The organism is Rhodanobacter sp. UC4443_H10 (genome assembly GCF_052978325.1).
Genome location: NZ_CM129668.1, coordinates 2,422,420 through 2,435,228, shown reverse-complemented (window position 1 = coordinate 2,435,228; position 12,809 = coordinate 2,422,420). Strand labels below are relative to the sequence as shown.

Here is a 12,809-nt window from a genome sequence, read left to right as displayed (position 1 = left end):
GTCGTAAGATGCGGTTGCAGGCTCGGTCCTGCAGGGGGATGGCTCAGCTCATGCGTTCGATTCCATGGCGCCGCGTCCGCGGCCCGGCGGTGTGTGCGGGGGCCGTGCTGCTGTTCGTGCTGTGCGTGGCATGCACGGCCTGGCGCGAGCCGCTGCCGCTGCAACGCGTGTTTGTCACCTCGCTGATGCTGTGCAGCGCCGTGGTGCTGATGGCCGTGCTGGCGCGCTTCGCCAGCGCGCTGCTGCTCGCCGGCAGCTTGTTCGTCGCGCTGAAGTTCATCGCGGTGATGAAGCTGCGCTACCTCGACGAGCAGCTGATGCCGGCGGACTTCGTCTACTACGTGCGCAGCAGCCTGCTCGACACCTTGCGCCACTATCCGCACCTGTACCTGCTCGGCATCGGCCTGCTGGTGCTGTTGCCGCCGCTGCTCTACCTCACCTGGCGCTGGGACTGGCGCGTGTTCGCCACCTGGCGCGCGCGGCCGGCGTGGCTGTTGCGCGGCGCGGGGCTGCTGATGGGCGCGTCGGCGTGGTGGTGGTGCATGTGGCCGGGCGGTCCGTTTGCCGGGGTGCACGCGCGCAACACCTGGGAGAAGCTCTCCGACGACGCGCACCTGACCAACTTCTTCGTCAGCTTCCGCGACGCGGCGGTGCGGTTGCCGCCGATGAGCGGCGACGGCGAGGCGGAGCGCGTGTGGGGTGCGGCCGCGCAGGGGCTGCCGTCCAATCGCCCGCCGCCGTACCCGGACATCGTGCAGGTGCTGGAGGAGAGCACGTTCGACCCGGCCAACTTCACCGACTGCAGCGTGCCGGCCTGCCGCGCGGCGATGTTCAAGACCGATGCGCGCACCCGCGGCAGCGGCGTGCTGCGCACGCATACGTTCGGCGGCGGCACCTGGGTCAGCGAGTTCGCCAGCCTGACGGGCATGCCGCAGGACATCTTCGGCCCCGGCGGCATGTACGCGCCCTACGTGCTGGCGCCGCACGTGCGCGATTCGCTGCCGCAACTGCTGCGCCGCCTGGGCTACCGCACCATCGCGATCTATCCCACCGTCGGCAGTTTCATCAACGGCCGCAACGCGTATCGCGACTACGGCTTCGATCACCTGTACGACGTCAACGAGCTGGGCCTGGTCGAGTGGGAGGAGAGCGACCGGCAGATGTTCGCCGCGGCCAAGCGCATCTACGACAAGGTGAAGCGGCCGGGGCAACCGGTGTTCATCATGATCCTCACCCTGAACCAGCACGGCCCGCACGACGAGGACCCGATGTCGTCGCTGCCGCCGGCGTTCCGCAACCTGCTGCCGGGGCTGAAGCCGGCGGTGGCGCTCAACTTCGACACCTACCTGGCGCGGCTGCACGACTCGGACCTGGCCATGCGCGCGCTGGAGCACGACTTCCTCGACCGCCCGCAGCCGACCGTGCTGATGCACTTCGGCGACCACCAGCCGTCCTTCGGCGGCATGATCCGCGACCTGCCGCGCAGCCTGCCGCCGGCGCTGCAGCCGTATCGCGACTACCTCACCTACTACATGGTCAAGAGCAATTTCGCCGGGCCGGCGCTGCCGCGGTATCCAATGCTCGACATCGCGTTCCTGCCCGGCATGGTGCTGCAGGCGGCGGGCTTGCCGCAGGATGCGTACTTCGCCGCCTCCAGCCGCCTGCGCGATCGTTGCGATGGCCGCTACGACGACTGCACCGTGCCGGGGCTGCTGCCGTCCTATTACGCGTGGGTGTTCGACCGGCTGCACGTGTACGAGTGAGCGACCGCGTTCAGCTTCGTGATGACCGTGGGCGGCAGGCGAGGGTTCGCGGTTGTCGCGTGGGGGCAGTTGCACGGGCCGGCCGGGCGCCCGCGCCACGCGCCAGGCCTGCGTTGGCGCGATCGGCGGCGTGCTGGCAAGCGTCTTGCTTCGCCATGGACATGACTCGCCGCCTTCCCGATGCCGTTACGCCCCCGCCGAGCGCCGCCGCCGTGTGCGCCGCCGCTGCGCTGGAGCGGCAGATGGACGCGCTGGGGCTGTCGCCGGAGGAGCGCCTGTTCCTGCGCACGCTGCACCAGAGCGAGCGGCAGATCAACGACGCCTTCGACGAGGCGCGGCAGTCGGGCGACCTGCAGCAGCAGGTGAGCCGCGTGTACAAGCAGATGTATCGGCCGGACTGAGGTTTCCGCCACGCGCGGCTATGCTGGCCTCCCGATCCGTTGCGGAGTGCGCCGTGCCGATGGTCTCCACGCCTCGCGAAAAACCGCTGGCCGCGCGCGTCGGCGTGATCGGCCATCGCGGTGCGCCGGCATGGCAGCCCGAGCACACCCTGGCGTCGTACGCGCGCGCGATCGCCGATGGCGCGGATTTCATCGAGCCGGATCTGGTGATGAGCCGCGACGGCGTGCTGGTGGTGCGCCACGAGAACGAGATCGGCGGCACCACCGACGTGGGCGCGCGGCGCGAGTTCGCCGCGCGCCGCGCGACCCGGCACATCGACGGCGTGGCGGTGACGGGCTGGTTCACCGAGGACTTCACCCTGGCCGAGCTGAAGACGCTGCGCACGCGCGAACGCCTGCCGCAGTTGCGCGGCACCGCGCACGACGGCCAGTTGCCGATCGCCACGCTGGAGGAAGTGATCGAGCTTGCCGCCGCCGAATCCGCCGCCTGCGGACGGCTCATCGGCATCGTGCCGGAGATCAAGCACGGCACCCATTTCCGCGCGCTCGGCCTGCCGCTGGAAGACCTGCTGCTGGCCACGCTCGCCGGGCATGCGCACACGCGCACGGCGACGGTGGAGATCCAGTCCTTCGAGATCGGCAACCTGCGCTACCTGCGCGAACGGCTCGGCACCGCGCACCCGAACGTCCGCTTGCTGCAACTGCTCGACGTGCCGCCGGCGCAGCCGTACGACGTGGTGGCCGCCGGCGGCACGCTGGACTACGCGCGGATGATGACCGCGGAAGGCTTGCGCGAGGTCGCCGGTTACGCCGACGCAATCGGCCCGGAGCTGCGCGCGGTCATCCCGTGGAACGCCGATGGCCGCCTCGATCCGCCGACGCGCCTGGTGCATGACGCGCACGCGGTCGGGCTGGAAGTGCATCCGTGGACGTTCCGCCCGGAGAACACCTTCCTCGCCCCGGTGTTCCGCCGCGGCGACGATCCGCACGCGCGCCACCGCGCCGGGCTGGTCGCGCAGATCGGCGCCTACCTCGACGCCGGCATCGATGCGTTCTTCACCGACGATCCGGCCAGCGGGCGGCAGGCGGTCGACGCGCTCGTGCAGGCCGCGCAGGGCGAAAGCTCGCTATGATCGCGTCGTCGCCACGACGCCCGTCGCCCATGTCCACTGTCGCCAGCACGTCTCCCGCGTTTCGCCGCGCCCTCGCGCCGATGGTGGCGTGCGCTGCGCTCGCCGCCATGCTCGGCGGCGCGTTCGGCGAAGGCGCCGACGCGTGGCAATGGCTGCACTGGATAGCCAAGCCGCTGGCCACCGTGCTGGTGATCGTCGCGGCGCTGGCGTGGCCGCCGATCACGTCGCGCTATCGGCGCCGGATCGTGGTCGGGTTGATCTGTTCGCTGCTCGGCGACGTGTTGCTGATGTGGCCGGCGGATCTGTTCGTGGCCGGCCTGGTGGCCTTTCTCATCGGCCATCTCTACTTCATCAGCGGCTTTCTCGGCGACAGCCGCCTGGGCACGCGCCCGCTGGCCTGGTTCGGCTGCCTGCTGCTGGCGGCGCTGAACCTGGCGTGGCTTTGGCCGTCCATACCGCCGGCGCTGCGCGGCGCGGTGGTGGTCTATGCGCTGGTGCTGGCGGCGATGGCGGCGCAGGCACTGGCGCGCGCCTGGGTGCACGCCGGCGACGTGCTGGCGCGGCCGGCGCGGCGTGCGGCGATCGGCGGAGCGCTGTTCATGCTCGGGGACAGCCTGCTGGCCTGGGACCGCTTCCACGGCGCGCTGCCGCTGGCCGCGGTGTGGGTGCTCGGCAGCTACTACGCGGCGGTGTGGTTCATCGCCCGCTCGGTGGCGCGGGACGATGGCATGGCGGGCGTGACGCAGGCATCGACGGCATGAATACCTCCGAGCTCATCATCACCTGGGCGACGCCGTTCTTCTTCGCGCTGATCGCGCTGGAGTTCATCGTCGCGCGCGTGCGCGGCCAGCGCGTCTATCGCGGCAACGACACCGTCAACAGCATCGGCCTGGGCGTGATGTCGCAGATCGCCGGGGTGTTCACCAAGCTGCTCACGCTGGGCATCTATGCGTGGTGCGTCGAGCACCTGGCGCTGTTCGCGCTGCCGGCGCACAGCCTGTGGGTGTGGATCAGCGCGCTGCTGCTGTACGACCTGCTCTATTACTGGCTGCACCGGATGGGGCACGAGGTGAACATCCTGTGGGCGGCGCACGTGGTGCACCACCAGAGCGAGCAGTACAACCTCTCCACCGCGCTGCGCCAGACCAGTACCGGCGGCCTGCTCGGCTGGATCTTCTACCTGCCGATGGCGCTGCTCGGCTATCCGCTGGAAGTGTTCGTGGCGGTGGCGCTGATCGATCTGCTGTACCAGTTCTGGGTGCACACCGAGCAGGTCGGCAAGCTGGGCTGGTTCGACCGCGTGTTCTGCTCGCCATCCAACCATCGTGCGCACCACGCCACCAACGACCGCTACCTCGACCACAACTACGGCGGCATCCTGATCGTGTGGGATCGCCTGTTCGGCACCTTCGTCGAGGAGGACGACGCCGACAGGCCGGTCTACGGCACCCGCGCGCCGCTGCGAAGCTGGAACCCGCTGTGGGCGAACGCCGAGGTGTATTGGGCGGCGGCGGTCGATGCGTGGCATGCGCGACGCTGGCGCGACAAGCTGCAGGTGTGGTTCCGTCGGCCCGGCTGGCGTCCCGCCGACGTGGCCGCGCGCTTCCCCAAGCCCGCGTACGACATCCATCGCGCCGTCTACGACCCGCCGATGGCGCCGGCGATGGCCGCGTACTGCCTGCTGCAGTTTGCCCTGCTGCTGGGCATGGCCACGCATTTCCTGGGGCTCACCGCGCACGCGGACTTCGCCACCTTGTTCGGTTATGCGCTGTACATGGTGGCCAGCCTGTGCGTGATCGGCGCATTGATGGAAGGCCGTCGCCGCGCGTTCTGGCTGGAGGGCCTGCGCACCGTGCTGACCGCGGTGGTGCCGCTGCTGCTCGGCCGCTGGTTCGGCGTCGACCCGCTCGACGAACGCGTTGCCGCGGCGATCGTCGTGCTGTTCGGCGCCAGCGCCGTCGCGCTGCCCTGGCTGGCCGGCCTGCGCCCACCCGAGTCCCTGCACGCCGCCCCCAACCCGTAGGCGGCACCGCCCGCCCACGCGTCGAAGCCTTCCTTCCACCGTTCACCCTGAGCGCAGCCGCGCAGCCGCGCAGCCGCGCAGCGGCGCACGCGGGGAGCAGCCATGGATGGCTGCAGTTCTGAGGAGCGAGGGACTCGAAAGGCAGAGCTGGCGCGGGGCTTCGACTTCGCGCCTGCGGCGCTACGCTCAGCCCGAACGGTTTCGGGAGAGTCGATGTCTTTTCGAATCCCGAATCCCGGCCAAACGCATCGTGCACCGGATGCACCCTTGCAGAGAGGGTGTGTGGACGTGCGGCACCCATTTGGACGTCCAAACGCCATACCGCCGGGCCACGCCTGGCCCGACCCCCGCGACTTGTTATGCTGTGCGCTGATTTCAAGGGGAGCACCCTATGGGTTTCTTCAGCAAACTGATACGCAGCAAGTCGGTCGCGCAACTGCAGGCCGAGGCAGGTGCCAGCCGGGATTTCCGCCGCACCATGGGCGTGTGGCAGCTCACCGCGATCGGGGTGGGCGCGATCGTGGGCGTGGGCGTGTTCGTGCTGGCGCCGAACGAGGCGGCGTTGAACGCCGGCCCGGCGATCATCCTGAGCTTCCTGGTGGCCGGCATCGGCAGCGCCTGCGCGGCGCTGTCCTACGCCGAGTTCGCCGGCATGATCCCGGTCACCGGCAGCGCCTACACCTACGGCTATGCGGTGCTGGGCGAATTGCCCGCATGGATCATCGGCTGGGACCTGCTGGTGGAGTACGCGCTGATCGTGGGCGTGGTCGCGGCGGGTACGTCGAACTACCTGCAATCGCTGATCGCCCAGATCACCGGCCTGCACCTGCCGGTGTTCCTGCAGGCGGCCTACGACCCGGCGCATCCGGACAGCGGGCGCGGCATCAACCTGATCGCGATGCTGGTGGCGCTGGGCGTGGCCGCGCTGCAGGTGGCACGCACCGAGGTCGGCGCGCGCTTCAATACGGTGGTGGTGGCGCTCAAGGTGCTCGGCGTGATCGTGGTGGTGGTGGTGGGTGCGTTCTACGTGAACACGGCCAACTGGACCCCGTTCGTCCCGCCGCTGGTGCACGACGCGGCGGCCACCGGCGGCACGCGCTACGGCGTGAGCGGCATGCTGGCGGCGGCCAGCATCGTGTTCTTCGCGGTATTCGGCTACGACACGCTGACCACCGCGGCGGAGGAGTCGAAGAACCCGCAACGCGACCTGCCGCTGGCGGTGATCGCCTCGCTGGGCGTGGCGATGGCGATGTACCTGGCCATCTCGCTGGTGCTCACCGGCATGGTGCCGTACAACGGCTGCGTGGATCCGTCCGAGGTCGCCGGGCAGTGCTCGGAGATGATCCTGGCCAGCTCGGCGCCGGTCAGCGCGGTGTTCGCCGCGCGCGACCTGCACTGGGTCAGCGGCATCATCAACGTCGCCGCGGTGTGCGGCATCGCCAGCGTGGTGTTCGCCTTCATGCTGGGCGCGGCGCGCATCTGGTTCGCGCTGGCGCGCGACGGCCTGCTGCCGGCGTGGTTCGCCAAGTCGCATCCGAAGTACGGCACGCCGCACCGCCCGACCCTGGTGCTGGGCGTGTTCACCGCGCTGGCGGCGGGCCTGCTGCCGATCCGCGAACTGGCCGAGCTGGTCAACATCGGCACCTTGTCCGCGTTCATCGTGATCTGCGCCTCGGTGCTGATCCTGCGCATCCGCCAGCCGGAGCTGGAGCGGCGCTTCCGCACCCCCGCGTTGTGGCTGCTGGCGCCGCTGGGCATCGTGTTCTCGCTGTTCCTGATCATCGGCTGGCCGTGGGTCACCGACGGCCAGTTCCACATGATCGGCGGGCTGGACATCGTCACCATGTGGCGCTTCGTGATCTGGATGGCGATCGGCCTGGCGATCTATTTCCTCTACGGCATGCGCCACAGCAAGCTCGCCGCCGGCGGGTCCTGACCGGCTCAGGCGCCGGCGAGGGCCGTGACCACGCGGTCGCGGCCTTCGCGCTTGGCCTGGCGCATCGCCAGGTCGGCGCGGGCCAGCAGGCTCTCGACGCTGTCGCAGCAGCCGGGCGTGCACACCGCCACGCCGATGCTGACGCTCAGGTGTCCGCCCGGGTGATGGCTGGCGGCCACCGCCAGGCGCAGTTGCTCGGCGCGCAGCAGCGCCTGCTCCAGGTCCACGCCGGGCAGCAGCATGGCGAATTCCTCGCCGCCAATGCGGCCGATCAGGTCGTGGCGACGACCCTGCGTGCGCAAGCGCGCGGCCATGGCCACCAGCGCGGCGTCGCCGGCGGCGTGGCCATATTCGTCATTGATCCGCTTGAAGTGGTCGGCATCCAGAAAGAGCATTGCCATCGGCTGGCATAGTTGCTGCGTTTCGTGCAGCGCGATGCGGCCCAGGTCGAGGAAGCGGTTGCGCAGCAGGACGCCGGTGAGGCCGTCGGTCTCGGCGCGTTCGCGCAGGCGCCGCTCCAGCTTGAACTGTTCGAGCAGGGTGCGCGCCATGAACGCGCGCAGCACCGTCGCCAGCGACACCGAGATGGCCATGTACACCGAGTACTGCAAGGTGCGCTCGCCGTCGCCCAGGTGCAGCAGCATCGGCAGCGGTCCCAGCGCGCACAGCGCCATCGCGATCAGGAAATCCCAGCGGCCGAACCAGATCACCGACGAGGCCACCGGCAGCAGCAGGCCCGGCAGCGGCTGGCGCACGCCGGCCGCGCTGCCCAACCCGGTGAGGTTGATGCCGATCTGCAGCAGCACCACGCACAGCAGGGCGAGCATGCGCAGGGTCAGCGGCTCGCGGCACTGCCGCGCGGCGATGATCACCAGCAGCATCGGCGGGGCCGGGATCAGCTGCCACAGCAACTCGTTCGGAGTGGCGCCGAGCAGGCCGCGCACCACCAGCGCCAGCAGGTAGGCGCACAGCGCCACCGCCATCAGCGCGTGGATCATCGGCCCCATGCGCTGCGCCAGATAGCCGGCGTAGTCGCGGCGGAACGCGGCGTCTTCGCTGGGTTGTGGCTTGGCGGTGGGGGCGGGCATGGCGGCGGTCGGAATATCCGGAGTGGTTTGCGTGGAGCAAAGCACGATGAGTGCCAACGCCAGGATGCGCCTCGCGGCCATGCCGGCGCGGCGATCGTGACCTTCGGCAGGGGTGGTCGCCGACGGCGCGCACTAGCATCGAAGGCCCGCGTTCGTTCCCGGCCGCCATCTCATGTCGGCCGCCTCCCCGCGCGTCCGGCGAGACCGACGCCACCTCATGCCATCATCCCGGAGCCGCCCTTGAAGTTCACCCGCCTCGCCGCCGCCGTCGCCGCCAGTGCCCTGGCGCTGGCCAGCTTCAGCGCGATCGCCGATGTCCCGGCCGCGCAGAATGTGCCCTATCAGGGCAGCCTGAAGATCAGCGTGGATGCCAGCGACGTGACCCATCGCATCTTCCGCGTGCACGAGGTGATCCCGGCGCAGCCCGGCCCGCTGACCCTGCTCTATCCGCAGTGGTTGCCGGGCAACCACTCGCCCACCGGGCCGATCGACAAGCTCGCCGGGCTGGTGGTCACCGCCAACGGCAAGACCCTGCCGTGGACGCGCGATTCGCTGGACGTCTACGCCTTCCACGTCGTGGTGCCGGAGGGGGCCACCGAGGTGGAGGCGCGGTTCCAGTACCTGTCACCGCAGGATCGCCGCCAGGGCCGCGTGGTGATGACGCCGGAAATGCTCAACCTGCAGTGGAACGCGGTGACGCTGTACCCGGCCGGCTATTACACGCGCCGGATCCCGGCCCAGGCCAGCGTGACGCTGCCGGCCGGCTGGCAGGCCGGCACCGCGCTGGAGGTTGCCTCGCGCGAGGGCAACACGATCCACTTCAGGCCGATCGACTACGAGAACCTGGTCGACTCGCCGATCTACGCCGGCAGGCATTTCAAGCGGCTGGACCTCGACCCGGGCGCCAAGGCCCCGGTGTACATGGACATCGTCGCCGACGCGCCGAAGTACCTCGAAGTGAAGCCCGAGCAGCTCAAGGCGTTCCGCGGCCTGGTGCAGCAGATGTACAAGCTGTACGGCGCGCACCACTACGACCACTACGATTTCCTGGTCTCGCTCAGCGACAAGATGAGCGGCAACGGGCTGGAGCACCACCGCTCCAGCGAGGACGGTACCTCGGCCGATTTCTTCACCGAGTGGAAGAAGAACGTCGCCGCGCGCGACCTGTTCTCGCACGAGTTCAACCATTCGTGGGACGGCAAGTATCGCCGCGGTGCCGATCTCTACACGCCCACCTTCAACGTGCCGATGGGCGACAGCCTGCTGTGGGTGTACGAAGGCCAGACCCAGTTCTGGGGCCAGGTGATGGCCGCGCGCTCGGGCCTGTGGAGCGAGGAGCATACCCGCGACACGTTGGCCTACGTCGCCGCCACCTACGACCGCGGCCGCCCCGGCCTGGCCAGCTGGCGCAACGTGCAGGACACCACCAACGACCCGGTGATCGCCAAGCGCGCACCGCTGCCCTACCGCAACTACCAGGCCAGCGAGGATTACTACTCCGCCGGCGAGATGATCTGGCTCGACGTCGACGGCAAGCTGCGCGAACTCAGCCGCGGCAAGCGCTCCATCGACGATTTCGCCCGCGCGTTCTTCGGCATGGACAGCGGCCAGTGGAACGTCAACACCTACACCTTCGAGGACGTGGTCGGCACCCTCAACGACATTGCGCCGTTCGACTGGGCCGGCTACCTGCGCACGCGCCTGGACGGCCACGGCCCGCTGACCGGCGGCATCGCCTCGCACGGCTGGAAACTGGTCTACACCGACCAGCCCACCGACGCGGTGAAGGCCGCCGAGAAACGCCGCCACCAGGCTGACTTCACCTATTCGCTGGGGCTGTCGATCGGCAACGACGGCAGCATCGCCGATGTGCTGTGGGACGGCCCCGCGTTCAAGGCCGGCGTCGCCCCCGGCATGAGCGTGATCGCCGTCAACGGCCACGACTACGGCGCCGACGACCTCAAGGACGCCATCACCGCCGCGGCCACGGACAAGAACGCCACCATCGAACTGCTGGTGAAAAACTTCGACGAGTACAAGACCGTGCGCATCGCCTACCACGACGGCCTGAAATACCCGCACCTGGTCCGCGACACCAGCAAACCCGACACCCTGGCCGAGCTGCTGAAACCCCTCTGACTGGATGCGTTTGCCAGATCCTTCTCCCTCCGGGAGAAGGTGGCGCGAAGCGCCGGATGAGGGTACGCCCGAAGCGGGGCGCCACAACGCCGCGTGACAACGGCATTCGCCGCGCCGGATGTTTCCCCGTTCCACCCGCCTGACCACCTGCAACCAACTCGGCTATACTGCCGCTCCCCGCGGTCCGGCTACCGGCCCCCGCGCGCGGCCACACAATGCGCCTGTAGCTCAGCTGGATAGAGTACCGCCCTCCGAAGGCGGTGGTCGTGGGTTCGAATCCCGCCGGGCGCACCATTAAATCAGCGACTTACGTCGAAATATCTTCCGACTCACGAAAGAGTCACGAAACTCCGTGGGTTCTTACCGAAACCGCAATCCGGGGCCGGGGCCGCTATGTGGGTATGCGTCGGGCAGCGCGCGGCCCTCCTGCACACGCCTGCATGGTCGAAGAAGCTGCCCTGGTCCTCGGTTCCACCTGACTTCCGTTGTCGGCTCGCGCCTGTCTCCCGTCGGCTTGTGGCCGGACTTGCAGGGCATGTCCAATCTAGCGGCCTGCCGGGGGCGAGGGTATCGGCGCGGGGCGCGGGCGAAGGTAGGCGAACATCGATACCCCATGCGAGATGGGTAGCATGACTGTTCATTTCGGGTGAATACTTGGAAGAAGAAGGTAGACTGCCTGACCGGACAGGGGAGACAACATGAAGGTTTTGATTAGCTGCTTGCTGGCGGCTCGCTTGCACGTTGTCGTCGAGGGAGAAGCTATCCGGTTTACCAGCGATACAAGCACGCATCAGTAGCACGCATTACGTATGAGGTGTTATCTACACCCAAGGAGGGAATATGACAATTAACATCGCACTCTGCACATACGACGGCATAGTGCTGGGTTGTGACAGTATTTCGAGCGTAGTTGAAACCGCAGTTCTGCCCTACCGCGACGGGAATAGTCTGTTTGTGCTTGATAAAGACGGTGTGCCAGTTATTGATGAGGACGGCAACAACCTGCTTAGGTTTAACATAAACAATACCAAGCAAATGGCAACAACGGTGCTTGGGGGCGTGAATAAGATGTTCTGCCTTTACCAAGACGACGATACTAGCGTCGCGGCCGTAACTGCAGGCCTAGCTATTATCGGAGGCGTAACTATCGCTGAACAAGCGAAGCGCTTTCGACGAAAGATAACCGCCGAGAAAAAGATCTTCAACACGGTCGAAGGTGTAGCCGCGGCGTTTAAGGACTTTATGTGTGCATTATGGCATGAGGAATTTAATAGATCGGGGCTACCCGATATTCAGTACTTCAGTACCGTTCAATTCATTGTCGCGGGCTATGGGCTAGACGATGAAAGCGGAAGAATTTTCCGCATAGATTGTGGGGCCGACTCTTTGATGGAGCAGTTCCCCGAAAACCAACACACCGGCGTCTGCTGGGGTGGGACTGCCGACTATGTCGAACGTCTGCTGCGAGGATCTGATGGATTGCTGCAATATAAAGTCTCTCGTGAGCTCGCACGGGCAATGAAGCAGCAGCGGGAGAACACGATCGACGATCTTTCCAAAGCAATAACGGCTGCAGGCGTATCGTTACCCGATGGACTAGATATTCAGGTTCATGAAGAGCAGATTCCTACGCTTCCTTGGGATTCGGTGACCGCTGACATCGACTATGGGAACCTGTCCACACAATACGCGATAGATTTCGTCGAGCTACTTGTCAACATTCAGTCGGGTATGCAACGCTTCGCGCGAGGCATCCCTGTCGTTGGTGGTAGGACACACATCGGCGTGCTTAAGCGAGGCGAACGGTTCGAGATGCTGAACGAACCAAAACTGCAGCACAAACATACGGGGTATGCAGATGAATTCTAATCAGTATATGAATTCCGGCAAGGCAGTCTTTGCTGGCGGTGCGGTGCGCTCCCCGCGCACCGCGGAGCGAACTGGTGCTGTTGCAACGAAAGCCACGCAGAACGCTTCGCCTGTGAAGGTCAAGACCTACTCGGTGATAGTGCGAGACGGCTCACTGAAGATCAGCCAAACGCCGCGCAAGGTTACGGCAAAATGCTAGCTGCTGCCCGCGCCGGTTCGATTCGCGACGGGTGCGGGTGCGGTTCGGTGCGCGGCTTGCGCTCATCCGGCTCTAGTAGGCCGTGTCGCTTCAGGTAGGCGTGCTGCGATTCGAACACCGGAGCGCTTCCGGACCGCCACACCAGTTCGGGATGCCGTAGCGGTACGCTGGCCCATGGGCGGTGGCTTCGTGGAGCGGTACGCCACCGCCGGAGATGAGCTGGCGCGGTTCGGGCATCCTCGCGCCCGTCTTGGTTCC

Annotated in this window: 9 protein-coding genes and 1 tRNA gene; 9 read left to right on the top strand and 1 reads right to left on the bottom strand. The window is 67.3% G+C overall.

The window, feature by feature from the left end; translation table 11 throughout:
* Window positions 1-50: 50 nt before the first annotated feature.
* The 6 genes from ACVCMB_RS11160 to ACVCMB_RS11135 all read left to right on the top strand — a co-directional run bounded on the left by ACVCMB_RS11160 (window position 51) and on the right by ACVCMB_RS11135 (window position 7,256).
* Window positions 51-1,763 (top strand): sulfatase-like hydrolase/transferase, encoded by a 1,713-nt coding sequence (locus ACVCMB_RS11160; protein ID WP_447106950.1) that lies wholly within the window; start codon window positions 51-53, stop codon window positions 1,761-1,763.
* A 161-nt stretch (window positions 1,764-1,924) separates the two neighbouring features.
* Window positions 1,925-2,164 (top strand): hypothetical protein, encoded by a 240-nt coding sequence (locus ACVCMB_RS11155; protein ID WP_447106949.1) that lies wholly within the window; start codon window positions 1,925-1,927, stop codon window positions 2,162-2,164.
* Between the two features lie 59 nt (window positions 2,165-2,223).
* A complete protein-coding gene (locus ACVCMB_RS11150) occupies window positions 2,224-3,297 on the top strand; it encodes a glycerophosphodiester phosphodiesterase family protein (protein WP_447107162.1) in 1,074 nt (357 codons plus the stop codon).
* 29 nt (window positions 3,298-3,326) lie between these two features.
* The gene (locus tag ACVCMB_RS11145; RefSeq protein ID WP_447106948.1) at window positions 3,327-4,058 is read left to right on the top strand and encodes a lysoplasmalogenase; all 732 of its coding nucleotides are present in this window, start codon (window positions 3,327-3,329) and stop codon (window positions 4,056-4,058) included.
* The gene (locus ACVCMB_RS11140; protein ID WP_447106947.1) at window positions 4,055-5,320 is read left to right on the top strand and encodes a sterol desaturase family protein; all 1,266 of its coding nucleotides are present in this window, start codon (window positions 4,055-4,057) and stop codon (window positions 5,318-5,320) included. The genes ACVCMB_RS11145 and ACVCMB_RS11140 overlap by 4 nt, the downstream gene beginning before the upstream one ends.
* 391 nt (window positions 5,321-5,711) lie before the next feature.
* Window positions 5,712-7,256 (top strand): amino acid permease, encoded by a 1,545-nt coding sequence (locus ACVCMB_RS11135; protein WP_447106946.1) that lies wholly within the window; start codon window positions 5,712-5,714, stop codon window positions 7,254-7,256.
* Window positions 7,257-7,261: 5 nt separating this feature from the next.
* On the opposite strand, the gene ACVCMB_RS11130 is transcribed toward ACVCMB_RS11135, so the two are convergent.
* Window positions 7,262-8,344: a diguanylate cyclase gene (locus ACVCMB_RS11130; protein WP_447106945.1), complete on the bottom strand. Its 1,083-nt coding sequence runs from the start codon at window positions 8,342-8,344 to the stop codon at window positions 7,262-7,264.
* A 240-nt stretch (window positions 8,345-8,584) separates the two neighbouring features.
* Here ACVCMB_RS11130 and ACVCMB_RS11125 point away from each other — a divergent pair, with 240 nt between their 5' ends.
* The 3 genes from ACVCMB_RS11125 (at window position 8,585) to ACVCMB_RS11115 (ending at window position 12,352) form a co-directional block, all read left to right on the top strand.
* Window positions 8,585-10,483, top strand: coding sequence for a M61 family metallopeptidase (locus ACVCMB_RS11125; protein WP_447106944.1), 1,899 nt, complete (start codon window positions 8,585-8,587; stop codon window positions 10,481-10,483).
* Between the two features lie 217 nt (window positions 10,484-10,700).
* Window positions 10,701-10,777, top strand: a tRNA-Arg gene (locus ACVCMB_RS11120).
* 546 nt (window positions 10,778-11,323) lie between these two features.
* Complete coding sequence (locus ACVCMB_RS11115; protein WP_447106943.1) at window positions 11,324-12,352, top strand: hypothetical protein; 1,029 nt, start codon at window positions 11,324-11,326, stop codon at window positions 12,350-12,352.
* Window positions 12,353-12,809 lie beyond the last annotated feature (457 nt).

What these genes read in the sequence shown, in the direction of transcription:
- ACVCMB_RS11145 (WP_447106948.1), top strand. Translation starts at nt 3,327, where the DNA reads ATGTCCACTGTCGCCAGCACGTCTCCCGCGTTTCGCCGCGCCCTCGCG.
- ACVCMB_RS11135 (WP_447106946.1), top strand. Translation starts at nt 5,712, where the DNA reads ATGGGTTTCTTCAGCAAACTGATACGCAGCAAGTCGGTCGCGCAACTG.
- ACVCMB_RS11155 (WP_447106949.1), top strand. Translation starts at nt 1,925, where the DNA reads ATGACTCGCCGCCTTCCCGATGCCGTTACGCCCCCGCCGAGCGCCGCC.
- ACVCMB_RS11115 (WP_447106943.1), top strand. Translation starts at nt 11,324, where the DNA reads ATGACAATTAACATCGCACTCTGCACATACGACGGCATAGTGCTGGGT.
- ACVCMB_RS11140 (WP_447106947.1), top strand. Translation starts at nt 4,055, where the DNA reads ATGAATACCTCCGAGCTCATCATCACCTGGGCGACGCCGTTCTTCTTC.
- ACVCMB_RS11160 (WP_447106950.1), top strand. Translation starts at nt 51, where the DNA reads ATGCGTTCGATTCCATGGCGCCGCGTCCGCGGCCCGGCGGTGTGTGCG.
- ACVCMB_RS11130 (WP_447106945.1), bottom strand. Translation starts at nt 8,344, where the DNA reads ATGCCCGCCCCCACCGCCAAGCCACAACCCAGCGAAGACGCCGCGTTC.
- ACVCMB_RS11150 (WP_447107162.1), top strand. Translation starts at nt 2,224, where the DNA reads ATGGTCTCCACGCCTCGCGAAAAACCGCTGGCCGCGCGCGTCGGCGTG.